The sequence below is a fragment of the Mesobaculum littorinae genome, from assembly GCF_004011175.1.
GTDB lineage: Bacteria > Pseudomonadota > Alphaproteobacteria > Rhodobacterales > Rhodobacteraceae > Tranquillimonas > Tranquillimonas littorinae.
Window position 1 is genome coordinate 1,005,116 of the sequence record NZ_RQXX01000001.1, and the last position, 21,853, is coordinate 1,026,968.

Below are 21,853 nucleotides of genomic sequence, written 5' to 3' on the forward strand. Positions count from 1 at the left end.
CCGGCCCGCCCGATCCGCGTGGGATCAGTAACCCAGGTCCTTGCGGGCCTCGTATTCGGCCATCGGATCGTCGGACTGGGTGTAAAGCGTCGAGTCGGTCTGGATGAACTTCTCGGGCTCGGTCCCGTCGGCCCAGTAGGCTTCGAGCGCGTCGAAGGCGGGCCCGGCCATGTTGGGCGTCAGTTCGACAGTGGCATTGGCATCGCCGTCGGCCATCGCCTGGAAGATGTCGGGCACCGCGTCGATCGACACGATCAGGATATCCTCGCCCGGGTTCAGGCCGGCCTCGTTGATCGCCTGGATCGCCCCAAGCGCCATGTCGTCGTTATGGGCGTAAAGCGCACAGATGTCCTGCCCGCCGCCTTCGGCCTGCAGGAAGCTCTCCATCACCTCCTTGCCGCCCGAGCGGGTGAAATCCCCGGTCTGGGAGCGCACGATCTCGATATTGTCGTGGCCTTCCAGCGCGTTGCGGAACCCCGTCGCGCGGTCGATCGCGGGCGAAGATCCGGTCGTGCCTTCCAGCTCGACCACGCGGCATTCCTCGTCGCCGACCTCGCCCACCAGCCAGTCGCCCGCAACCTCGCCCTCGTGCACGAGGTCCGAGCCGACGGCCGTCATGTAAAGATCCTCCGCACTGTCGACCCGGCGGTCCAGCAGGATGACGGGGATCTCGGCCTCGGCGGCCTCTTCCAGCACGGAATCCCAGCCGGTGGCGACAACGGGGGCCAGCAGGATCGCATCGACCCCCTGCGCGACGAAGGACCGGATCGCGGCGATCTGGTTCTCCTGCCGCTGCTGGGCGTCCGAGAACTGCAGGTTGATGCCGCGCTCTTCCGCCTGCTGGCGGGTCAGCGTGGTCTCGGCCGCGCGCCAGCCCGATTCCGAGCCGATCTGCGAGAAACCGACCGTCTGCTGCGCGGCGGCCATGCCTGCGGTGCCGGCGATCAGGGTGGCGGTGGTCAGAAACAGCGTCTTCATTGTCATGGTCTCCTCCTCTGTCGGGGCATAGGGGCCCCATCCCTTGGTGCGCCCGGCCCGCGTGGGGCCGGCGCGCGGTGCCGCGGGGCCGCGGCTCCTCCGTCGTCAGCCCCGCAGATCGTCCGGCAACAGCGCCTCGGGCATGTTCTGGTAGCAGACCGGCCGCAGGAAGCGGCGGATCGCCAGGGTGCCCACGCTGGTGGCGCCGAAATTCGTGCTGGCGGGATAGGGCCCGCCATGGACCATGGCATCCGCCACCTCGACCCCCGTCGGGAAGCCGTTGACCAGAAGCCGTCCGGCCTTTCGCTCGAGCACCGGCACGAGGTGCCGCGCGGCATCGGTATCGCCGTCGTCCATCAACAACGTCACCGTCAGCTGCCCGACCAGACCGCGCGCGATCTCGGCCGCCTGCTCCATGTCGCGGGCGCGCACGACGATGCCCGCGGGTCCGAACATCTCGTGCGCCAGCTCGGGATGCGCCAGCCAGTCGTCGCCGGACAGGGTGAAGAGCGCGGGCGAACCCGCGCGGCCCTCGGAGTCGTGCCGCAGCAGCGTGGTGGCGACGCCGGTCCCTTCCGCCGCCGCAACGCCACGGCGATAGCCCTCGGCCACGCCCTGGGTCAGCATCGGCTGCGCGTCCGTACCGTCGAGCGCCGCGCGCGCCGCGTCGAGGAACGCGTCGGCCCCCGCCCCTTCGGTCAGGATGACGAGGCCGGGGTTGGTGCAGAACTGCCCCACGCCCATCGTCAGCGACCCGGCCCAGCCGGTGCCCAGATCCGCGCCGCGCGCGCCCTGCGCTTCCGGCATCACGAAGACGGGGTTGATCGAACCCAGTTCGCCGAAGAAGGGGATCGGCTCGTCCCGCCCCATCGCCAGGTCGAACAACGCCTTGCCGCCGTGGAACGAGCCGGTGAAGCCCACAGCGCGGGTCAGCGGGTGGGTCACCAGCGCCTCGCCCGCCGCGGTATCGGCCGATTGCACGAAGCCGAAGGTGCCGGCGGGCAGGCCCTGCGAGGCGATGGCGGCGGCGATGGCCTGCGCCACGATCTCGCCCGTCCCGGGATGGCCGGGGTGGCCCTTGTAGACCACCGGGCACCCTGCGGCGAGCGCGGCGGCGGTATCGCCACCGGCCGTCGAGAAGGCGAGCGGGAAGTTCGACGCTCCGAAGACGCCCACCGGCCCGATCGGGCGCTGCATCATCCGCAGGTCCGGGCGCGGCAGCGGTTCGCGGTCGGGCAACGCCCTATCGTGACGCCGGTCGAGGTAAACGCCCTTGCGCAGGTGTTCGGCAAACAGGCGCAGCTGGCCGCAGGTGCGCCCACGCTCGCCGGTCAGACGCGCCTCGGGCAGGCCGGTCTCGGCACTGCCGATCGCGGTCAGCGCATCGCCCCGCGCCTCGATTTCGTCCGCGATCGCCCCGAGGAACGCCGCGCGCGCCTCGCGCGTGGTCCAGCCGTAGGTGGCAAAGGCCTCTTCGGCCGCCTGCATCGCGGCGTCGATCTCGGCCACGCCGCCCGAATGAACCTCAAGCGGGTCGCCCGAAACCGGGTCGGACCGGAAGGTCCGACCGCCCTCCATCCAAGCCCCCGCGATCAGGTGGCGTCCGGTCAGCGTGGTGTCTGGCATGGCGGTCTCCTTCGAAGGTCTTGCAGCAGGGGTCAGTCGTGGAACGGGTCCACCGCGATGCGGCGGCCCAGCATGAAGGCATCGGCGACATGGATCAGCGGGCTGGCGTCGACGTCGCTGGCCCCCTGCGCGATGAGCGAGGCGAAATGGCTGTAAAGCGCGGGATATTCCCCGGGCGAGGCCACGCCCTGGTCGGCATCGCCGATGGCCAGCCGGGCGCCGCCCTCGGTCAGCCGCAGGGTTCCGGCATCGGTCTCGACCTCGATCTGCCAGATCTCACCGCCCTCCTGCCGCCAGTCGAAGGCGGCCGCGACCGTCAGGTCGGCGCCGTCGGTAAAGGTCAGCTCGGCCGCGATGGGCGTATCGCGGTTTTCTGGAAAGGACAGCTGCGCCTCGGTCAGGTGAACCGGCGCGGGCAGGATCGCGGTCAGGATCGACAGGGCGTTGATGCCGGGATCGAAGACACCGAGGCCCCCGGGCTGCCAGACCCAGTCCTGCCCGGGGTGCCACTTGCGCACGTCTTCCTTCCAGTCGATGCGGACCGAGGTCAGGCGCTTGTCGGCCAGCCAGGCCTGCGCCATGGCGACCCCCGCCGCAGCGCGGGAATGCCACGAGGCGTAAAGCGTCACGCCCGCCCTCCGCGCCAGCCGGTCCAGCGTCAGAACCTCGGATACGCTGGCGCCGGGCGGCTTTTCCAGCATCACGTGCCGGCCCGCGGCAATAGCCGCGCGGGCGGCTTTGAACCGCACCTGCGGCGGCATGCACAGCGATACCGCCGGGATGTCGGGCCGCGCCTGCAGCAGGGCATCGAGGGTCTCGTGGTTCTCGACCCCCTCGAGCCCGCCCGACCGGCTGACCGTCGCCGCCAGGTCAAAGCTCGGGTCGGCGGCGATGGCGGGCACGTGTTCGTCGCGCGCGATCTTGCCGACACCGACGATCGCCACCGGCATCGCCCCGTCCTGCATCGCTGCCGCCATCTCCTGTGTCTCAGTGACTGTCACGCGGCACCTCGTTCCCCCGGCATCCCTTGAGGAAATCGAAGTCGGCGCCGGTATCCGCCCCTTCGACATGGTCGTGGTAAAGCCGCGCATAGCCGCTGTCCGGCGCGCCGGGCGGCGTCCAGTCGGCCAGCCGCGCGGCAAGTTCGTCGTCGGAGATGTCGAGGTGGATGCGACGCGCCGGCACGTCGAGCTCGATCATGTCGCCGGTGCGCACCACGGCCAGCGGACCGCCCATCGCCGCCTCGGGCGCGGTGTGCAGCACGACGGTGCCGTAGGCCGTGCCCGACATCCGCGCGTCCGAGATGCGCACCATGTCGGTGATGCCCTTCTTCAGCACCTTGGGCGGCAGGCCCATATTGCCGACCTCGGACATGCCGGGATAGCCGCGGGGGCCGCAGTTCTTCAGGACCATCACGCAGGTCTCGTCGATCTCCAGCGCGTCATCGTTGATCCGCGCCTTGTAGTCGTCGATATCCTCGAAGACGACGGCGCGACCGCGATGCTGCATCAGCTCGGCGCTGGCGGCCGAGGGTTTCAGCACCGCGCCGCCGGGGGCCAGGTTGCCCTTGAGCACCGCAATGCCGCCCGATTGCGTCAGCGCGCGGTCGGCGGGCAGGATCACGTCCTCGTTCCAGTTGCGCGCCTGCGCCACCTCGTCCCAGATGGCGCCGCCCGACACGGTCAGCGCCTCCTTGTTCAGCATCCCGGCCTCGCCCAGACGCTTCAGCACGACGGGCAGTCCGCCGGCGTAGAAGAACTCCTCCATCAGGTACTTGCCCGAGGGCATGAGGTTCACGATCGTCGGCACGTCGCGCCCCAGCCGGTCCCAATCGTCAAGCGTCAGGTCCAGCCCGACGCGCCCGGCAAGCGCCAGAAGATGGACGACCGCGTTGGTCGAGCCGCCGATGGCCCCATTCACGCGAATCGCATTCTCGAACGCTTCTTTCGTAAGGATATCAGAGGGTTTCAGGTCGTCCTTCACCATCTGCACGATGCGGCGGCCGGTCATCTGCGCCATCACCCGGCGGCGGGCGTCGACGGCGGGGATCGCCGCGTTGCCCGACAGGGCCATGCCCAGGGCCTCGGCCATGCTGGCCATGGTGCTGGCGGTGCCCATGGTGTTGCAGGTGCCCGACGACCGGCTCATCGCCTGCTCGGCCTCCAGGAAATCCTCCTGGCTCATCTTGCCGGCCTTGATATCCTCGGACATCTGCCAGAGCGCGGTGCCGCTGCCCACGCGTTCGCCGCGGAACCAGCCGTTCAGCATGGGCCCGCCGGTGACCACGATGCTGGGGATGTCGGTCGAAGCCGCCCCCATCAGCAGCGACGGCGTGGTCTTGTCGCAGCCCACCAGCAGCACGGCGCCGTCGATGGGCTGGGCGCGCATCACCTCTTCGACCGCCATGGCGGCGAGGTTGCGATACATCATCGCCGTCGGGCGAAAGGTGTTTTCCGAGGCCGAGAACACCGGCACCTCAAGCGGGAAGCCCCCCGCCTCCCACACACCGGCCTTCACCTTCTCGGCCAGCTCGCGGAGGTGGCCGTTGCAGGGCGTCAGCTCGCCCCAGGTGTTGAGGATGGCGATCACCGGGCGGCCGTCGAACAGGTCGTGCGGATAGCCTTGGTTCTTCAACCAGCCGCGGTGATAGATGTTGTCGCGCGAGGTGCCGCCATACCACTCCTGCGAGCGAAGCTTGCGCGGCCAGTCTGCGGGGGTGAAGGTCATGGCGGGCTCACAGGCTCTGCACGGCGACGCGCGGCGCGGTGGCCGGCGCGGGGTCGTGCGCAAGGGGGTTTCGCAACGGCAGCCCGAACTCGGGCGCCTCGATCTCGAACACGTCGCCTGCCTCGGCGCGGATGCCTTGCGCGAAGGACAGCGTGGCGGTGCCGAACATGTGGACATGCACGTCGCCCGGCTGACGGAAGAGGTCGTACTTGAAGTGATGGTGTTCGAGGTTGGCGATCGAATGCGACATGTTCGCCTCGCCCGACAGGAAGGGCGCTTCGAAGATCACCTGATCCCCGCGGCGTATGCGGCTGGTGCCAGTGACGCTGGCGGGCAGCTCGCCCACCCGCAGCTCGGGCCCCACCGCCGCGGGCCGCAGCTTTGAATGCGCGAGGTACAGGTAGTTGCGCCGCTCCATCACGTGGTCCGAGAACTCGTTGGCCAGCGCGAACCCGAGGCGGAATGGCGTGCCGTCGGGGCCGATGACGTAGAGCCCGGCAAGCTCGGGCTCCTCGCCCCCGTCCTCGGCAAAGCCGGGGCTGGCGAGCGGCGCGCCGGGCGCGGCCAGCGCGGCGCCGGTGCCCTTGTAAAACCACTCTGGCTGGACGCCGGCGCCGTCGTCGGCGGGCTTGCCGCCCTCGACCCCCATGCGGAACATGCGCATCGAGTCGGTTTCGTCCTCTGCCGTCGTCTGGGCCGCCTTCGCGTGCATCGCGGCGCGGGTCGAGGCCGATCCCAGATGCGTCAGTCCGGTGCCCGTCAGGTGCAGGTGCGCCGGATCGGGATGGGTCAGCGGCGGCAGCAGGCGGCCATCCTCGTAAAGGCGGGCCAGGTCGACGGCGCCGTTCAGGCCCAGGTCCATCACCCGCTCCTGCAGGCCCGTGCCGGTTTCGGCGCAGCCCATGGCCAGGTCGTAAAGCGCCAGGTCGGTGCGCACCTCGTAGGCCTCGGTTCCGTCCCGGGCGACGACCTGGATGCGGCCGTCCTGCCGGCGGTATTGCGACAGAAGCATCTGCATCACCCTTTCTTCTTGTTCATGACGTCGAAGATCACCGCGGCCAGAAGCACAAGCCCCTTGATCACCTGCTGCCAGTCGATCCCGATGTTGAGCAGCGACATGCCGTTGTTCATCACCCCCATGATGAAGGCGCCGACGACGGCCCCCACCACGGTGCCCACGCCCCCGGCCATCGACGCGCCGCCGATGAAGACCGCGGCGATCACGTCCAGTTCGAACCCGGCGCCCGCCTTGGGCGTCGCGGTGTTCAGCCGCGCGGCAAAGACAAGGCCCGCCAGCGCAGCCAGCATGCCCATGTTGGCGAAGGTCAGAAATGTCAGCCGTTTCGAGTTGATGCCCGACAGCATCGCCGCCTTTTCATTGCCGCCGATGGCATAGATCCGGCGCCCGGTCGTGGTGCGGCTGGTGATGAAGGTGTAGATCGCCATCATCAGGGCCATCACGATGAAGACGTTCGGCAGGCCGCGGAAATCGGCCATCAGCCAACTCATGTAGGCCAGCGCGGCAAAGACCAGCACGGTCTTCGCGGCGAAGAACACGAAAGGTTCGGTCGCGCGGCCGGTCTTTTGTTCGCGCGTGCGGGCCCGGATGGTGAACAGCGCGATGCCCGCGGCCACGACGATCCCCAGAGCGAGCGAAAACAGGTTGATGCCGTCGCCACCCAAGAGATCGGGGATGAAGCCCGACGAGATCAGCTGGAATTCGCGCGGGAATGGCCCGACCGACTGGCCCGCCAGCAGCCACAGGGTCAGCCCCTTGAAGACCAGCATGCCTGCCAGCGTCACGATGAAGGACGGGATGCGGAAATAGGCGATCCAGAACCCCTGGGCCATGCCGATCAGCGCCCCGGCGCCAAGGCACAGCACCCCGGCCAGCAGGTAGGGCATGTCCCAGTTGACGATCATCACCGCGGCCAGCGCCCCGATGAAGCCCAGAACCGACCCCACGCTCAGGTCGATATGGCCCGCGACGATCACCAGCAGCATGCCGATCGCCATGATGACGATATAGCTGTTCTGCAGGATCAGGTTGGTCAGGTTCACGGGTTTGAGAAGGATCCCCCCCGTTGCGAGCTGGAAGAAGCCCATGATCGCGATCAGGGCGAACAGGATCCCGTATTCCCGCAGGTGCGTCTTGAGGAACCGCCAGCTTGCCTTTGCCTGATCGGCGGCAGTGCCGGAGGCGCCGGTGTCGGTGATATCGGTCATGCGGCCTCTCCCTTCCGGGTCTCGGCGGATTTGATGATCCGCGCCATTATCTTTTCCTGACTGGCGTCATCCGTCGCCATTTCGCCCACGAAGCGGCCTTCGTTCATGACGTAGAGGCGGTCGGTGATGCCCAGAAGCTCGGGCATCTCGGACGAGATCACGATGATCGCCTTGCCCGCCGCGGCGAGATCCCGGATCACGGTGTAGATCTCGAACTTCGCCCCCACGTCGATGCCTCGGGTGGGCTCGTCGAGGATCAGCACCTCGGGGTCGGCGAAGAGCCATTTCGACAGCACCACCTTCTGCTGGTTGCCGCCCGACAGGTTCACCGTCTCCTGCTCGATCGACGACGACTTGATGTTCAGGCGGGTCCGGTAGCGCTGCGCCACCTCGGCTTCACGCGCGGGGTTCACCACCAGCCCGTCGGCAATCGCCTCGAGCTTGGCCAGCGGCACGTTGCGGCGGATGGTGTCGTCCAGGATCAGGCCGTAGGTCTTGCGATCCTCGGTGGCATAGGCAAGTCCCGCGTCGATCGCAGACCGGACCGAGGAAAGGTCGGCGGGCTTGCCGTCGATCAGCGCCTCGCCCGAAATGTCGCGCCCCCAGCTGCGTCCGAACAGGCTCATCGCCAGTTCCGTGCGGCCCGCGCCCATCAGGCCGGCGATGCCCAGCACCTCGCCCCGCTTGACGTGAAAGCTGACATTGTCGACCACCTTGCGGTCGGAATGCAGCGGGTGGTGGACGGTCCAGTTGCGCACCTCCATCGCCGTTTCGCCCTTCGCGTGGGGCTGGCGCGGCGGATAGCGGTCGTCCAGCGACCGGCCGACCATGTCGCGGATGATGTCGTCTTCGCTGATGCCGTCCGCGCAATCCAGCCGCGCCACGGCCGAGCCGTCGCGCAGCACCGTGATCCTGTCCGCCACCCGGCTGATTTCGTTCAGCTTGTGCGAGATGAGGATCGAGGTCAGGCCGCGGCGACGGAACTCGACCAGCAGGTTCAGAAGCTTTTCGCTGTCGGCCTCGTTCAGCGACGAAGTCGGCTCGTCCAGGATCAGAAGCCGCACGTCCTTGGACAGCGCCTTGGCGATCTCGACCAGCTGCTGCTTGCCCAGGCCCAGATCGTCGACCAGCGTCTTGGGGCTTTCCTTCAGGCCCACGCGGTCCAGCAGCTCGGCCGCGCGCTCTTCGGTCTCGCGCCAGTCGATGACACCGCGGCGGGCGCGTTCGTTGCCCAGAAAGATGTTCTCGGCGATCGACAGCAGCGGAATCAGGGCAAGTTCCTGGTGGATGATGATGATCCCCAGATCCTCGCTGTCGGTGATGCCCGCAAAGCGCCGCACCTCGCCGTCGTAAAGGATGTCGCCCGAATAGCTGCCGGCCGGGTAGACGCCCGAAAGAACCTTCATCAGCGTGGATTTTCCCGCGCCGTTCTCGCCGACGAGCGCGTGGATCTCGCCCTCTTCGACGCGCAGGTTCACGTCGTCGAGCGCCTTCACCCCGGGGAATTCCTTGGTGATCCCCCGCATCTCGAGGATGGTGGCCATGCCTTGTCGTCTCCGGTCAGGATCCCCGGACCGGCACGCGCGCGTGGCAGCCCGGGGGGAAGGGGCGCGGGCGGAAGGGCCCGCGCGCAGGGGAGGTTCAGTCGGGGATCACTCGATCTCGGAGCGGTCGTAGTAGCCGCTGTCGATCAGCAGCTCTTCCCAGTTGGCCTCGGTCACCGGCTGCGGTTCCAGCAGGTAGGACGGCACCACCTTGACGCCGTTGTCGTAGGTTTCGGTATCGTTGATCTCGGGCTCGCCGCCCTGCAGCAGCGCGTCGACCATGCCGACGGTCACGCGGGCCAGTTCGCGGGTGTCCTTGAACACGGTGGCATACTGGTCGCCGCGCAGGATCGCCTTGATCGAAGGCACCTCGGCATCCTGCCCCGTCACGATGGGCATCTCCATGTCGCCCGAGCCGTAGCCGACGCCCTTGAGCGACGAGATGATGCCGATCGACAGCCCGTCATAGGGCGACAGCACCCCGTGCACGCGCTGGTCGCCGGTGTAGTTGCCGGACAGAAGGTTATCCATCCGCGCCTGCGCGACCGAGCCGTCCCAGCGCAGGGTGCCCACGGTGTCCATGCCCATCTGGCCTGACACGACGTCGATGCTGCCGTCGTCGATCATCGGCTGCAGGACGCTCATCGCGCCGTCGTAGAAGAAATAGGCGTTGTTGTCGTCGGGGCTGCCGCCGAACAGCTCGACATTCCAAGGCTCGGCATCGGGGAACCGCTCTTCCAGCCCTTCGACGAGGCTGGTGGCCTGCTGCACCCCGACCTTGAAGTTGTCGAAGGTCGCGTAATAGTCGACGTCCCCGCTGTCCCGGATCAGGCGGTCATAGGCGACGACGGGGATGTCCATCGCGGCGGCGTTGGCCAGGGCGTTGGTCAGGGTGGTGCCGTCGATGGCGGCGATCACCAGCGCGTCGACGCCGGTGGTGATCATGTTCTCGATCTGCGCCAGCTGGTTGGGGATGTCGTCTTCGGCGTATTGCAGGTTCGCCGTGTATCCCGCCTCTTCGAACTGGCGCACCATCGACTCGCCGTCCGAAATCCAGCGTGCCGAGGATTTGGTCGGCATCGCGATCCCGACCGTGCCCTTGTCCTGCGCGGCAACGGGCGCGGCCAGGGGCAGCGCCAGGGTGGTGGCGAGCGCGGTGGTCAACAGAGCGCGTCTGTTCAAAGTCATAAGAAGTCCTCCCAGTGGTCCGGGCGTTTTCAGCCCCGGTCATTGCGTCAGCCCTGCCCCCGATGCTCCTCCGACGGGCGGTCTGCGATGGGCGCAGGGTTGCCCCAGCCGTCAGCACCGGTCAAATAGTGTTAAGGCTTCTGGATATATCAGGATTGTCATGTCGAAATCCCCCGCTCCGGCCCTGCGCCCCGATGATCTGGTCCGCCGCGGGCTGAAATTTTCGCAGCTGCGGCTGATGGCAGCGCTGCGCGAAACCGGGCAGATCGGCGCCGCGGCGCAGCAGGTGGGCATGACCCAGCCCGCCGCCTCGCGCCTGCTGACGCAGCTCGAAACGCTGATCGGGACCGCGCTCTATCTGCGTCACCCCCGAGGCGTGGTGCTGACCGAGGCGGGGCGCATCGTCGCCGACCAGGCGCAGGCCACGCTGCGCGGGCTGGACCTGAGCCAGGAGCGGGTGACGCAGACGATGCAGGGCGCGCGCGGGCTGGTCGGGCTGGGCTCGGTCACCGGGCCATCGCTGGAGCTTGTCCTGCCGATGATCCGCGAGATGCGCATCGCCTACCCCGAGATCGAGATTTCGGTGCAGGTCGACACCTCGGATCGGCTGGCGGATGCGCTGCTGTCGCAGCAGCTGGATTTCTTCATCGGTCGCATTCCCGACGGGGCCGACGCGCGGCCCTTTGCCGTCGAACCAATCGGGGTCGAGCCGCTCAGCCTGGTCGTGCGACTGGACCACCCGCTGACGCGCCGAAGCGGCCTGCGGCTCGAGGACTGCCTAGGCTACGACTGGGCGATGCAGCCGCCGGGCGGGCTGTTGCGGCGCACGGTGGAGAACTACCTGCTGGCCCGCGACCTGATGCTGCCCGCGCGCACGCTCAGCACGCGGTCGACGCTGTTCACCCTGGCCTTGGTGCATGAATCGAATGCCATCGCGCCCCTGTCGGCGGCGGTCGCGGATTTCTTCATTGGCCGTGCTGCGCTGGGGTCACGGCTGGACCGGCTGCCCGTGGCCCCCGACCTGTCGGTCGCGACCTATGGCATCATCCGGCGCGCCGGCGACCCGCTGTCGCCCGCCGCAGAACGCATCCTGACGGCGCTGCGCCGCGTCGTGTCCGGGCGCCGCTGACCCCGTGCCCGGCGGCCCGCGGGCGCCGCCGGGCCTTTGCCCCTGCCCCACGCGCGCCGCGTCCGCTCATGAAACGGCCGATCACATAACGGCATCGGCAGGAACAATCGGTCTCACGGGCTGTTCGGGCCATGATGGGGGATGTCAGCCGGAACAGGGTTGGTCCCCGTTGCATGCACTTCGGGCAGCATCACAGCCACCAACAGTCAAAGGGCCACCCTCATGGCAGACGATCCCCTTTATCGCCCCTCCGCCGACACCCAGACCACGACCGACCAGGGCGACTATCCGACCGAGCCCGGCTCAGGCGGCGAGCTACATCAGCGCCCCGGCGCTGACGCCCCTCGGATGACGACGTCGCAGGGCATTCCCATCGCCGACGACCAGAACAGCCTCAAGGCCGGCGAACGAGGCCCGACGCTGCTGGAAGACTTCCACATGCGTGAGAAGATCTTTCACTTCGACCATGAGCGCATCCCCGAGCGTGTGGTCCACGCCCGCGGCTACGGCGCGCACGGGTATCTCGAGATCACCGACCCGATCCCCGAGCTGACTTCGGCCAAGCTGTTGTCGGAAAAGGGCAAGAAGACCCCCGCCTTCGTCCGCTTCTCGACCGTGGCGGGCAACAAGGGGTCGGCAGACCTGGCGCGCGACGTGCGCGGCTTTGCGGTCAAGCTCTACTCCGAAGATGGCAACTGGGATATCGTCGGCAACAACATCCCCGTCTTCTTCATCCAGGACGCGATCAAGTTTCCCGACCTGATCCACTCGGTCAAGCCCGAGCCCGACCGCGGATTTCCGCAGGCTCAGTCGGCGCACGACAATTTCTGGGACTTCATCTCGCTCATGCCCGAGGCGATGCACATGGTCATGTGGACCATGTCCGACCGCGCGATCCCACGGTCCTTCCGCTTCATGGAAGGGTTCGGCGTCCACACCTTCCGCTTCGTCAACGACGAGGGCAAGGGCACCTTCGTCAAGTTCCACTGGAAGCCCAAACTGGGTCTGCAATCCGTGGTCTGGGACGAGGCGGTGACGATCATGGGCGCCGATCCCGATTTCCACCGCCGCGACCTGTGGCAGGCGATCCAGAACGGCGACTTCCCGGAATGGGAGCTGGGGGTGCAGGTCTTCGACGACGACTTTGCGGACAGCTTCGAATTCGACGTGCTGGACGCGACCAAGCTGATCCCCGAAGAACAGGTGCCGGTGCGCATCATCGGGCGGCTGGTGCTGGACCGGATGGTCGACAACTTCTTCGCCGAGACGGAACAGGTGGCCTTTTGCACGCAGAACATCGTGCCGGGCGTCGATTTCACCAACGACCCGCTGCTGCAGGGGCGGAACTTTTCCTACCTCGACACGCAGATCAAACGCCTTGGCGGCCCGAACTTCACCCATATCCCGATCAACGCGCCGAAATGCCCCTTCCACCACTTCCAGCAGGACGGGCACATGGCGATGCACGCGCCCAAGGGCCGCGCGAATTATGAACCCAACTCCTGGCAGAAGGGCGGACCGCGGGCCGAGCCGGTCGGCAGCTACCAAAGCCTCGCCGAACCCGTGCAGGGCGAAAAGCGGCGCATCCGGGCCGAAAGCTTTGCCGACCACTACAGCCAGGCACGGCAGTTCTACAAAAGCCAAACCGAGGTCGAGCAGACCCACATCGCCAACGCGATCGTCTTCGAGCTGTCGAAATGCGAAACCCAGGCGATCCGCGAACGCATCGTGGCCCATTTGCGCAACATCGACGAGGGGCTGGCCAAGTCGGTCTTCGACGGTCTGGGCCTGCCCGAGATGCCCGAGCCGATGAAGCCCGCCCGCGATCCCATCGACCTGCCCGTGTCGGACAAGCTGTCGATCCTGAAGAACGGCCCCGGCCGGTTCGAGGGGCGGAAGCTGGGCCTGCTGGTCACCGACGGCGCCGACGCCGCTCTGGTCAAGGGCCTGCAGGACGCGGTAGCGGCCGCGGGCGGCATGGTCGAGGTCGTGGCCCCCAAGGTGGGCGGCGCCAAGCTGTCGGACGGAAACCACCTGCCTGCGCAGCAGAAGGTCGATGGCGGGCCGTCGGCGCTTTACGACGCGGTGGCCGTCATCGCGTCGAAAGACGGGGCCGAGGCGCTGGCCAAGATGCACCCGGCAGGCATGTTCGCCTCCGAGGCCTATGCCCACGCCAAGTTCATCGCGATGTCGAAAGAGGCCGAGACACTGTTCGACAAGGCCGGCGTGACCGAGCGGGACGAGGGCATGACCGTGCTGACCGCCCCCGACGAGGCAAAAGGCTTTGTCGAGGCCTGTGGCCAGATGCGTTACTGGGCCCGGTTCGCCTGATCGGCCGCGCAACCCACTGATGCAGCCTCGCCCCCTGCCGGGGGCGGGGCCTTTTTCACTGCACGCCGCACGGGCCCTGCCCGCGTTCGGCGGATCGGCAGGGCGTGCCGGTTTCCTTCGCGGGGCTGTCCCCTTGCCCTGCGCCTGCCCTCTGCCCCGGGTTGCGGACGGGTAAAGCCATGTCAGGTCACGGCGAAGGCGCGCAGGAAGGTCGCGAGACCCAGTTCGAACCGGGCGGCGATGTCGGCCTCGTTCGGCCGGCAGGAGGGATCGACGAGGATTTCCAGCACCGGGCACTGGATCATGTCCTTGAGCAGCTGCGCCGCGGCGCCGACATCCTCGCACCGGATCTCGCCGCGCTGGCAGGCGCGCTCAAGTTCGGCCTGGATCAACCCGCGCACCTGTCCCGACCCGTTCTCGCGGCATAGACGCCCGAGGTCGGTGGGCGCCGCGCCGTCGGCCACTGCGATGCGCAGGATCTCAAGCGGCAGATCCAGCTGGGCGGAGATGCCTTCGGGCTGCAGCATGAGGCGCAGGCGTTGCTCAAGCGGGGCATCGCGGGCCTCGGGCGGCAGTGGACGCAGGAACCGCGTCTTCGCGCGCTCCATGTAGGCTGCAAACAGCGCATCGCGGTCGGCGAAAAGACCGTAGAGCGTGCGCTTGGACATGCCCGCCCGCCCCGCGATCGCGGTCATCGTCAGGCCCGCCATCCCGGCTTCGCCGAACTGGTTGTCCAGCGCGTCCAGCACGATACGGCGGCGGTCCTCGGGCGAAATTGCGACGGGCCGCCCCGGCCGGGCGCCGCAGATTTCGGCACCGCAGGCGTTTTTGTCAGCCTTCGCCATTGTCGCACCGCCGCAATTTACGCTGCATGACAGCAATCCCTTGCAATTCCCGAGCCCGCACCATTATGAAACCCGAGAGTTTTGTAATGCCACCCGGGGGATCGCGGCAAGCCGATTCGCCCCGTTCCCGCTGAAGGAGCCAAAAATGGCCCGGATCATCCAAGCCGCGGCGCTGGCCGCCGCTGTTCTCATGCCTTTGTCCGCCGGGGTCGCCGCAGCGCAGCAGGGCGGCGGCGGCGACGCTCCGCCGCCGGCGGTCACCGTCGTGACGCTGCAGCCGCAGGACCTGACGCTGACCACCGTGTTGCCCGGCCGTGTGCGCGCCTCTTCCGAGGCCGAGGTGCTGCCGCAGGTCAGCGGCATCATCACCGAACGACTGTTCACCGAAGGGTCGCAGGTCTCGGAGGGCGACGTGCTCTACCGCATCGACCCCACGACCTACGAGGCCGCCGTGGCGCAGGCGCAGGCCAGCGTCAGCCAGGCACAGGCGCAGCAGCGTGCCGCCGAACGTGATTTCGAGCGCGTGTCGCAGCTGTCGGACCGCGGCGTCTCCAGCCAGCAGGCCGCCGATGATGCGGCCTCGGCCCGCGATTCGGCGAATGCGGCGGTCGAGGTGGCGCAGGCGCAGCTGCGCTCGGCCGAGATCGAGCTGGACCGGACCGAGATCCGCGCCCGCCTGTCGGGACGGATCGGCCTGTCAAACGTCTCGCCCGGGGCGCTGGTCACCGCCAGCCAGGCCACGCCGCTGGCCACGATCCGCGAACTCGATCCCGTCTATGTCGACGTGACCCAATCGGCGGCCGAGCTTCTGGCCTGGCGCCGGGGCGATACGGCGGCCGACCTGGGCGAAGGCAACCGCGAGGTCGCGCTGACGCTTGCCGACGGCAGCATCTTCGAAGAGCGCGGGCTGGTCACCGCGGCCGAACCGCATGTCGACGAGCAGACCGGCGTCGTCGTGCTGCGGATCGAATTCGACAACCCCGAGGGGCTGCTTCTGCCCGGGATGTACGTGCAGGTCGAAATGCCGACCACGCAGGCCGAGGGCGTCTACCTCGCCCCGCAGGAGGGTGTGACGCGTGACCGCCGCGGCAACCCGCTGGCGATGGTCGTCAGCGACGAGGGCGTGGTGGAATCGCGGCAGCTGACCGTGCTGCAGGACCGTGGATCTGACTGGATCGTCAGCGACGGACTGGAACCCGGCGACCGCATCGTCGTGGCCGGCATGTCCGCCGCCCAGCCCGGCGCGCAGGTTACCCCCGAGGAACGCGCGCCCGAGGGCGCCGAAAACGCCCAGCCCGGCAACGGACAGGCCCAAGGCGCACAGGCTCAAGGTGCTCAGGTCCAAGGCGCTACGACCGAAGGCGCGGAGGGAACGCAGCCCGCCCCGGCCACGGATGCCGCCCCCGGGACCGCCGAAACCGAAGCCACGGAAACCGAAGGCCCCGCCGCAGGGCAGGACGCCCCCGCCGGGGCCGCGCAGGCGGCAGAGGGCACCGCGCCCGATGCGCAGGCCACTGAGGCCGCGGCGGAAACCGCCGCCGGCGAAGAGGACTGATCGCATGGCCCGCTTCTTTATCGAACGCCCCGTCTTTGCGTGGGTGATCTCGATCCTCATCATGGGGATCGGCGTGCTGTCGATCCTGACCCTGCCGATCGCGCAGTATCCGCAGATCGCGCCGCCGACGATCAGCGTGTCGGCCAGCTATCCCGGCGCCTCGGCCCAGACGGTGGCCAACACGGTCACGCAGGTGGTCGAACAGCAGATGACCGGGCTCGACGGGCTGCGCTACATCTCGTCGAACTCGACCTCTGCCGGCACCGCCAGCATCAGCCTGACCTTCGAGACGGGGACCGACCCCGACATCGCGCAGGTGCAGGTGCAGAACAAGCTGAGCCAGGCGACCCCGCTTTTGCCCGAGCCGGTGCAGCGGCAGGGGGTGAGCGTCCAGAAATCCTCGGCCGGGTTCCTGATGGTGATCGGCCTGATCTCGACCGACGGGCGGCTGGATGAAACCGACCTCTCGGACTACCTCAAGACCAACCTCGTCAATGATATCAGCCGGATCGAGGGCGTGGGCTCGGTCCAGGTCTTCGGCGGGCAATACGCGATGCGGATCTGGCTCGATCCGTCGAAGCTGGCCGCCTACGAACTGACCCCCGCCGACGTCGTCAACGCCGTCAGCTCGGAGAACGCGCAGATCTCGGCCGGGGCCTTCGGCAACCGGCCCACCGACGAAGGCCAGATGCTGAACGCCACGATCACGGCGCAGTCGCTGCTGTCGACGCCCGAGGATTTCCGCCAGATCGTGCTGCGCGCCCAGAGCGACGGCGCGCTGGTGCTTCTGGGCGATGTCGCGCGGGTCGAGATCGGCTCGGAAAGCTACAACTTCGAATCCCGCTTCAACGGCAGCCCGTCCTCGGGCATGGCGATCAGCCTCGCGGCGGGCGCCAACGCGCTGGACGTGTCCGAAGAGGTGCGCCACCGGATCGACGAGTTCGCCGAGTTCTTCCCGGAAGGGGTGGAATACGTCGTGCCCTACGACACCACGCCCTTCGTCGAGATCTCGATCGAAGAGGTGCTGCACACGCTGCTCGAGGCGATCGTGCTGGTGTTCCTCGTCATGTGGCTGTTCCTGCAGAACCTGCGCGCCACGCTGATCCCCACGCTGGCCGTTCCGGTCGTGCTTCTGGGGACCTTCGGGATCATCGCCGCGGCGGGCTTTACCATCAACACGCTGACGATGCTGGCAATGGTGCTGGCGATCGGCCTGCTGGTCGACGACGCCATCGTCGTGGTCGAAAACGTCGAGCGGGTGATGGAGGAAGAAGGCCTCTCGCCCCGCGAAGCCACCCGCAAGAGCATGGGCCAGATCACCGGCGCGCTGATCGGCATCGCCATGGTGCTGTCGGCGGTGTTCGTGCCGATGGCGTTCTTCGGCGGCTCGACCGGCGTCATCTACCAGCAGTTCGCGATCACCATCGTGTCGGCCATGGCGCTGTCGGTGGTCGTCGCGCTGACGCTGACGCCCGCGCTTTGCGCCACGCTGCTCAAGAACACCGGCCACGCGACCAAGCGCGGGCCCTTCGGCCTGTTCAACCGCGGCTTCGACAAGACGCTGAACGGCTATAGCGGCTTCGTGGGCTGGATCATCCGGCACCGCATCCTGAGCGGCCTGGCCTATATCGGGATCGCCGTGGCGATGGTGCTGATGTTCATGCGCACGCCCACGGGGTTCCTGCCCGAAGAGGACCAGGGGATCATGTTCACCATGATCCAGCTGCCGACCGGCGCCACGTTGGAACGCACGCTTGACGTCATCGACCAGGCCGAGACCTACTACCAGACCGCCGAAAGCGAGAACGTGCAATCGGTGTTCTCGGTCGCGGGCTTCGGCTTTGCCGGCCAGGGACAGAACATGGGCCTGGTCTTCGTGCGCCTGAAGGACTGGGAGGAACGCCCCGATCCCGGTCAAAGCGCGCAGGCCATCGCGGGTCGCGCCTACGGCGCCTTCAGCCAGATCCGCGACGGCATGGTGATCCCCATCGTGCCGCCCGCGGTGACCGAGCTGGGCAACGTCTCGGGCTTCGACTTCTACCTGCAGGCCCGCGGCGGGCAGACGCATGAACAGCTTCTGCAGGCGCGCAACCAGCTGCTGGGGATGGTGTCGCAAAGCGACCTCGTCGCGTCGATCCGGCCCAACGGGCTTGAGGATGCGAGCCAGTTCAACCTTCAGATCGACTGGCGCAAGGCCGGCGCGATGGGGGTGTCGGCCACCGATGTCAGCAACCTGCTGTCGATCGCCTGGGCGGGTCGTTACGTGAACGACTTCATCGACCAGGGCCGGATCAAGCGGGTCTACGTGCAGGGCGACGCCAACTCGCGCTCGACCCCCACCGACATCGACAAGTGGCGGGTGCGCAACGACAGCGGCGGCTTGGTGCCCTTCGCCAACTTCGCCGAAGGCGACTGGCAGTTGGGCGCGCAGGGCGTCTACCGCTACAACGGCGTGCCGGCGATGCAGCTTCAGGGCTCGCCCGCGCCCGGTGTCACGACCGGCGAGGCGATGGCCGAGGTCGAGCGTCTGGCGGCCCAGCTTCCGCCCAGCTTCTCGCTGGCCTGGACCGGCCTGTCGCTCGAGGAACGCGAGTCGGGCAACCAGGCCCCGCTGCTCTACGCGCTGTCGCTGGCGGCGGTGTTCCTGTCGCTCGCCGCGCTCTACGAAAGCTGGACGATCCCGTTCTCGGTCATGCTGGCCATGCCCATCGGGGTGCTGGGCGCGCTGCTGGGCGCCTTCCTCGGCGGGTTCGAGAACGGCGTGTTCTTCCAGGTGGGCCTGCTGACCGTGATCGGCCTGACCGGCAAGAACGCGATCCTGATCGTCGAGTTCGCGCGCGAACGGATGGAAAGCGGCGAGCCGCTGATGATCGCCACCAAAGAAGCCGCGCGCCAGCGGTTCCGGCCGATCATCATGACCTCGATGGCGTTCTCGCTGGGGGTGCTGCCGCTGGTGCTGTCCTCGGGCGCGGGGTCGGGCGGGCGCAACGCCATCGGCGCGGGCGTTCTGGGCGGGACGCTTTCCGCCACCATCCTCGGTGTGCTCTTCGTGCCGCTGTTCTTCGTCCTCGTGATGAAGATCTTCGGTCGCGGCAAGACCGACACCTCGGACAATCCCAAGCCGGTCTCTGAGCGTCCCGCGGACGCCTGAGGCGCCCGACGGCACGAACCCTGTCATGCAAACGGGCGCCTTCGGGCGCCCGTTTCGCATTCCCCCCTCGGCCCCTTTTTCACGACGATGACCCTGCGGGAGGGCGGTTCTGTCATCGGGGTGATACATCCGCTTGGCACGTGGCGCGGGACACCGCAGTCCACGGCAAAGGATACCCTCCACGTGACACTCAAGACCGCCCTTCTGACCACCGCCGCCATGACGCTCGCGCTGCCCGCGGGGGCCGAAAGCTTCAACCGCATCGCCTCCTTCCCGGTCGCGCAGAACCTGCCCGAGGGGATCGAGCCCACGCAGCCGACCTCGGCCGAGATCATCGATGTCAGCGGCGACGGCATGACGCTGATCTACACCGACAGCCCCGCCGGGCTGGTCGGCATGATCGACATCACCGACCCCGCGGCGCCGGCGCCGAAAGGCGCGCTCGACATGGGCGGCGAGCCCACCTCGGTCGCGGTGATGGACATGTCGGCCTTCGTGGGCGTGAACACCTCGAAAAGCTTCACCGACCCCTCGGGCCATCTGGCCCTCATCGACATGGCGACTGGGCAGGAAGACGACGGCGTGCGCTGCGATCTGGGCGGCCAGCCCGACAGCGTCGCCGTGGCCCCCGACGGCAGCGTCGTCGCCATCGCCATCGAGAACGAGCGTGACGAGGATCTGGGCGACGGCCGCGTCGGCCAGATGCCCGCGGGCTACCTGTCGATCGTCCCGCTGAAGGACGGCATGCCCGACTGCGACGGCCAGATCCGGGTCGACCTGACGGGCCTGGCCGAGGTCGGCGGCGACGACCCCGAGCCCGAGTTCGTCGACATCAACGACGCCGGCGAAATCGTCGTGTCGCTGCAGGAAAACAACCACATGGTCGTGGTGTCTTCGGAGGGCGAGATCCTGTCGGACTTCTCCGCGGGCGCGGTCGATCTAAACGGCATCGACACGACCGAGGACGACGCGCTGATCTTCGACGAAAGCCAGACCGGGCGCGTGCGCGAACCCGACGCGGTCAAGTGGATCGACGACGATCACTTCGCCACCGCGAACGAAGGCGACATGGACGGCGGCAGTCGCGGCTGGACGATCTTCCACAAGGACGGCACCGTGGTCTACGACAGCGGCACGTCCTTCGAGCACGCGATCATCGAGATCGGCCACTACCCCGAGGGCCGGTCCGAGAACAAGGGTGTCGAGCCCGAGTCGATCGAGACCGCGACCTTCGGCGACACGCCCATGGTCTTCGTCGGGTCCGAGCGTGCGTCGGTCGTGGGGGTCTACGACGTCACCGACCCCTCTGCGCCCGTGCTTTCGCAGCTTCTGCCATCGGGGATCGGGCCCGAAGGCTACGTGGCGATCCCCGAGCGCAACCTGCTGGTATCGGCGAACGAGAATGACCTGATCGAAGACGGCGGCGCCCGCGCGCATGTCATGCTGTTCGAATACCAGGATGCCGAACCGACCTACCCCATGCTCACCTCCGCCGGCGCGGATGAGCTGATTGGCTGGGGCGCGATCTCGGGCATGGTCGCGGACGAGGACGGCACGATCTACGCGGTCAACGACAGCTTCTACGCCGGGCAGCCGACGATCTTTGTCATCGACCCCGCGCAGACGCCCGCCCGCATCACCCGCGCGATCCGCGTTACCCGCGACGGCGCCCCCGCCGCGCATATGGATATGGAGGGCATCACGCTCGACGGCGACGGCGGCTTCTGGATCGCCAACGAGGGCCGCACCGACCGCGATATCCCGCACGCGCTCTACCACGTCTCGGCCGAGGGTGAGATTACCGAAGAGGTGACGATCCCCGAAGAGCTGGCGCAGCACGAGGTCCGCTTCGGCTTCGAAGGCGTCACCATGCTGGACGGGGCGCTGTGGATGGCGGTGCAGCGCGAATGGGGCGACGACCCCGAGAACACGGTCAAGCTGGTGGCCTACACGCCCGAGACCGGCGAATGGGGCGCGGTGCGCTATGAAAAGGCCGCCGCCCAGACCGGCTGGGTGGGCCTGTCGGAAATCTCGGCTCAGGGCGACTGGGTCTATGTCGTCGAGCGCGACAACCAGCTGGGCGAGGCCGCGAAGGTCAAGAAGGTCTACCGCATCGCGGCCGCCGACATGCAGGCGGCGCCTCTGGGGTCGGACCTGCCGGTCGTGGTCAAGGAAGAGGTCCGCGACCTGATCCCCGACCTGACCGCAACGGGCGGCTACGTGCTGGACAAGGTCGAGGGGCTGGCCGTGATGTCGGACGGCGAAATCTGGGTGGCGACCGACAACGACGGCGTCGACGATCACTCGGGCGAGACGATGTTCTTCTCGATCGGGCGCGCCGACGACTGACCGGCACAGGCCTGCACGCCGAAACGCGCCCCGCGGAGCACTCCGCGGGGCGTTTTTCGTGGCCCCTCCCCGGCCGCAGCGCCGGGTCGGTGGCCTGCCGCGGCCATCCCCGGGGACACTGGCGGGCGTCGGACCGAACCGCGGCTGGACCGCCCCCCACCGGGGCCACGCGGCGCGGTTGCCGATCCCCTGCCGGTCGACCCC

The 21,853-nt window shown here is 68.0% G+C and carries 14 protein-coding genes; 5 read left to right on the plus strand and 9 right to left on the minus strand.

Features of this window, described 5'->3' with window-relative positions; translation table 11 throughout:
• Window positions 1-24: 24 nt before the first annotated feature.
• From ytfQ to chvE, 8 genes are all read right to left on the minus strand, one after another.
• On the minus strand, window positions 25-984 hold the full coding sequence (gene ytfQ, locus EKE94_RS04635; RefSeq protein ID WP_164870824.1) for a galactofuranose ABC transporter, galactofuranose-binding protein YtfQ: 960 nt from the start codon (window positions 982-984) through the stop codon (window positions 25-27).
• Window positions 985-1,083: 99 nt separating this feature from the next.
• Complete coding sequence (locus tag EKE94_RS04640) at window positions 1,084-2,604, minus strand: aldehyde dehydrogenase (NADP(+)) (RefSeq protein ID WP_127905387.1); 1,521 nt, start codon at window positions 2,602-2,604, stop codon at window positions 1,084-1,086.
• 32 nt (window positions 2,605-2,636) lie between these two features.
• Window positions 2,637-3,554, minus strand: a complete 918-nt coding sequence (locus tag EKE94_RS04645) for a Gfo/Idh/MocA family protein (protein WP_127905487.1) — start codon at window positions 3,552-3,554, stop codon at window positions 2,637-2,639.
• A gap of 37 nt (window positions 3,555-3,591) precedes the next feature.
• Window positions 3,592-5,331: an L-arabinonate dehydratase gene (gene araD, locus EKE94_RS04650; RefSeq protein WP_127905388.1), complete on the minus strand. Its 1,740-nt coding sequence runs from the start codon at window positions 5,329-5,331 to the stop codon at window positions 3,592-3,594.
• A gap of 7 nt (window positions 5,332-5,338) precedes the next feature.
• Window positions 5,339-6,349, minus strand: coding sequence for an AraD1 family protein (gene araD1 / locus EKE94_RS04655; protein WP_328590464.1), 1,011 nt, complete (start codon window positions 6,347-6,349; stop codon window positions 5,339-5,341).
• Window positions 6,349-7,557 carry a multiple monosaccharide ABC transporter permease gene (mmsB, locus tag EKE94_RS04660; protein ID WP_127905389.1) on the minus strand — a complete coding sequence of 403 codons (1,209 nt, stop codon included), beginning with the start codon at window positions 7,555-7,557 and terminating at the stop codon, window positions 6,349-6,351. Before mmsB ends, araD1 begins: the two co-directional genes overlap by 1 nt.
• The gene (gene mmsA / locus EKE94_RS04665; RefSeq protein WP_127905390.1) at window positions 7,554-9,101 is read right to left on the minus strand and encodes a multiple monosaccharide ABC transporter ATP-binding protein; all 1,548 of its coding nucleotides are present in this window, start codon (window positions 9,099-9,101) and stop codon (window positions 7,554-7,556) included. The genes mmsB and mmsA overlap by 4 nt, the downstream gene beginning before the upstream one ends.
• A 108-nt stretch (window positions 9,102-9,209) precedes the next feature.
• Window positions 9,210-10,289, minus strand: a complete 1,080-nt coding sequence (gene chvE / locus EKE94_RS04670; RefSeq protein WP_127905391.1) for a multiple monosaccharide ABC transporter substrate-binding protein — start codon at window positions 10,287-10,289, stop codon at window positions 9,210-9,212.
• Between the two features lie 160 nt (window positions 10,290-10,449).
• Between chvE and EKE94_RS04675 the strand changes: the two genes are divergently transcribed.
• Together EKE94_RS04675 and EKE94_RS04680 are read left to right on the plus strand one after the other, a co-directional pair.
• Window positions 10,450-11,418, plus strand: coding sequence for a LysR family transcriptional regulator (locus EKE94_RS04675; protein ID WP_127905392.1), 969 nt, complete (start codon window positions 10,450-10,452; stop codon window positions 11,416-11,418).
• Window positions 11,419-11,640: 222 nt separating this feature from the next.
• Window positions 11,641-13,749 carry a catalase gene (locus EKE94_RS04680; RefSeq protein ID WP_127905393.1) on the plus strand — a complete coding sequence of 703 codons (2,109 nt, stop codon included), beginning with the start codon at window positions 11,641-11,643 and terminating at the stop codon, window positions 13,747-13,749.
• 182 nt (window positions 13,750-13,931) lie between these two features.
• Here the strand turns inward: EKE94_RS04680 and EKE94_RS04685 are convergent, their stop codons facing one another.
• The gene (locus tag EKE94_RS04685; protein ID WP_127905394.1) at window positions 13,932-14,594 is read right to left on the minus strand and encodes a TetR/AcrR family transcriptional regulator; all 663 of its coding nucleotides are present in this window, start codon (window positions 14,592-14,594) and stop codon (window positions 13,932-13,934) included.
• A gap of 145 nt (window positions 14,595-14,739) precedes the next feature.
• Between EKE94_RS04685 and EKE94_RS04690 the strand changes: the two genes are divergently transcribed.
• The 3 genes from EKE94_RS04690 (at window position 14,740) to EKE94_RS04700 (ending at window position 21,649) form a co-directional block, all read left to right on the plus strand.
• Window positions 14,740-16,149 carry an efflux RND transporter periplasmic adaptor subunit gene (locus tag EKE94_RS04690; RefSeq protein ID WP_127905395.1) on the plus strand — a complete coding sequence of 470 codons (1,410 nt, stop codon included), beginning with the start codon at window positions 14,740-14,742 and terminating at the stop codon, window positions 16,147-16,149.
• A gap of 4 nt (window positions 16,150-16,153) precedes the next feature.
• Window positions 16,154-19,300 carry an efflux RND transporter permease subunit gene (locus EKE94_RS04695; RefSeq protein ID WP_127905396.1) on the plus strand — a complete coding sequence of 1,049 codons (3,147 nt, stop codon included), beginning with the start codon at window positions 16,154-16,156 and terminating at the stop codon, window positions 19,298-19,300.
• A gap of 183 nt (window positions 19,301-19,483) precedes the next feature.
• On the plus strand, window positions 19,484-21,649 hold the full coding sequence (locus EKE94_RS04700; RefSeq protein WP_407940864.1) for an esterase-like activity of phytase family protein: 2,166 nt from the start codon (window positions 19,484-19,486) through the stop codon (window positions 21,647-21,649).
• Window positions 21,650-21,853: the final 204 nt, after the last annotated feature.

Excerpts from the sequence above, each read along its gene's own strand:
- EKE94_RS04675 (WP_127905392.1), top strand. The coding sequence starts at position 10,450 with ATGTCGAAATCCCCCGCTCCGGCCCTGCGCCCCGATGATCTGGTCCGC.
- ytfQ (WP_164870824.1), bottom strand. The coding sequence starts at position 984 with ATGACAATGAAGACGCTGTTTCTGACCACCGCCACCCTGATCGCCGGC.
- EKE94_RS04640 (WP_127905387.1), bottom strand. The coding sequence starts at position 2,604 with ATGCCAGACACCACGCTGACCGGACGCCACCTGATCGCGGGGGCTTGG.
- araD (WP_127905388.1), bottom strand. The coding sequence starts at position 5,331 with ATGACCTTCACCCCCGCAGACTGGCCGCGCAAGCTTCGCTCGCAGGAG.
- araD1 (WP_328590464.1), bottom strand. The coding sequence starts at position 6,349 with ATGCAGATGCTTCTGTCGCAATACCGCCGGCAGGACGGCCGCATCCAG.
- EKE94_RS04680 (WP_127905393.1), top strand. The coding sequence starts at position 11,641 with ATGGCAGACGATCCCCTTTATCGCCCCTCCGCCGACACCCAGACCACG.
- mmsB (WP_127905389.1), bottom strand. The coding sequence starts at position 7,557 with ATGACCGATATCACCGACACCGGCGCCTCCGGCACTGCCGCCGATCAG.
- chvE (WP_127905391.1), bottom strand. The coding sequence starts at position 10,289 with ATGACTTTGAACAGACGCGCTCTGTTGACCACCGCGCTCGCCACCACC.
- mmsA (WP_127905390.1), bottom strand. The coding sequence starts at position 9,101 with ATGGCCACCATCCTCGAGATGCGGGGGATCACCAAGGAATTCCCCGGG.
- EKE94_RS04695 (WP_127905396.1), top strand. The coding sequence starts at position 16,154 with ATGGCCCGCTTCTTTATCGAACGCCCCGTCTTTGCGTGGGTGATCTCG.
- EKE94_RS04685 (WP_127905394.1), bottom strand. The coding sequence starts at position 14,594 with ATGGCGAAGGCTGACAAAAACGCCTGCGGTGCCGAAATCTGCGGCGCC.
- EKE94_RS04690 (WP_127905395.1), top strand. The coding sequence starts at position 14,740 with ATGGCCCGGATCATCCAAGCCGCGGCGCTGGCCGCCGCTGTTCTCATG.
- EKE94_RS04645 (WP_127905487.1), bottom strand. The coding sequence starts at position 3,554 with ATGCCGGTGGCGATCGTCGGTGTCGGCAAGATCGCGCGCGACGAACAC.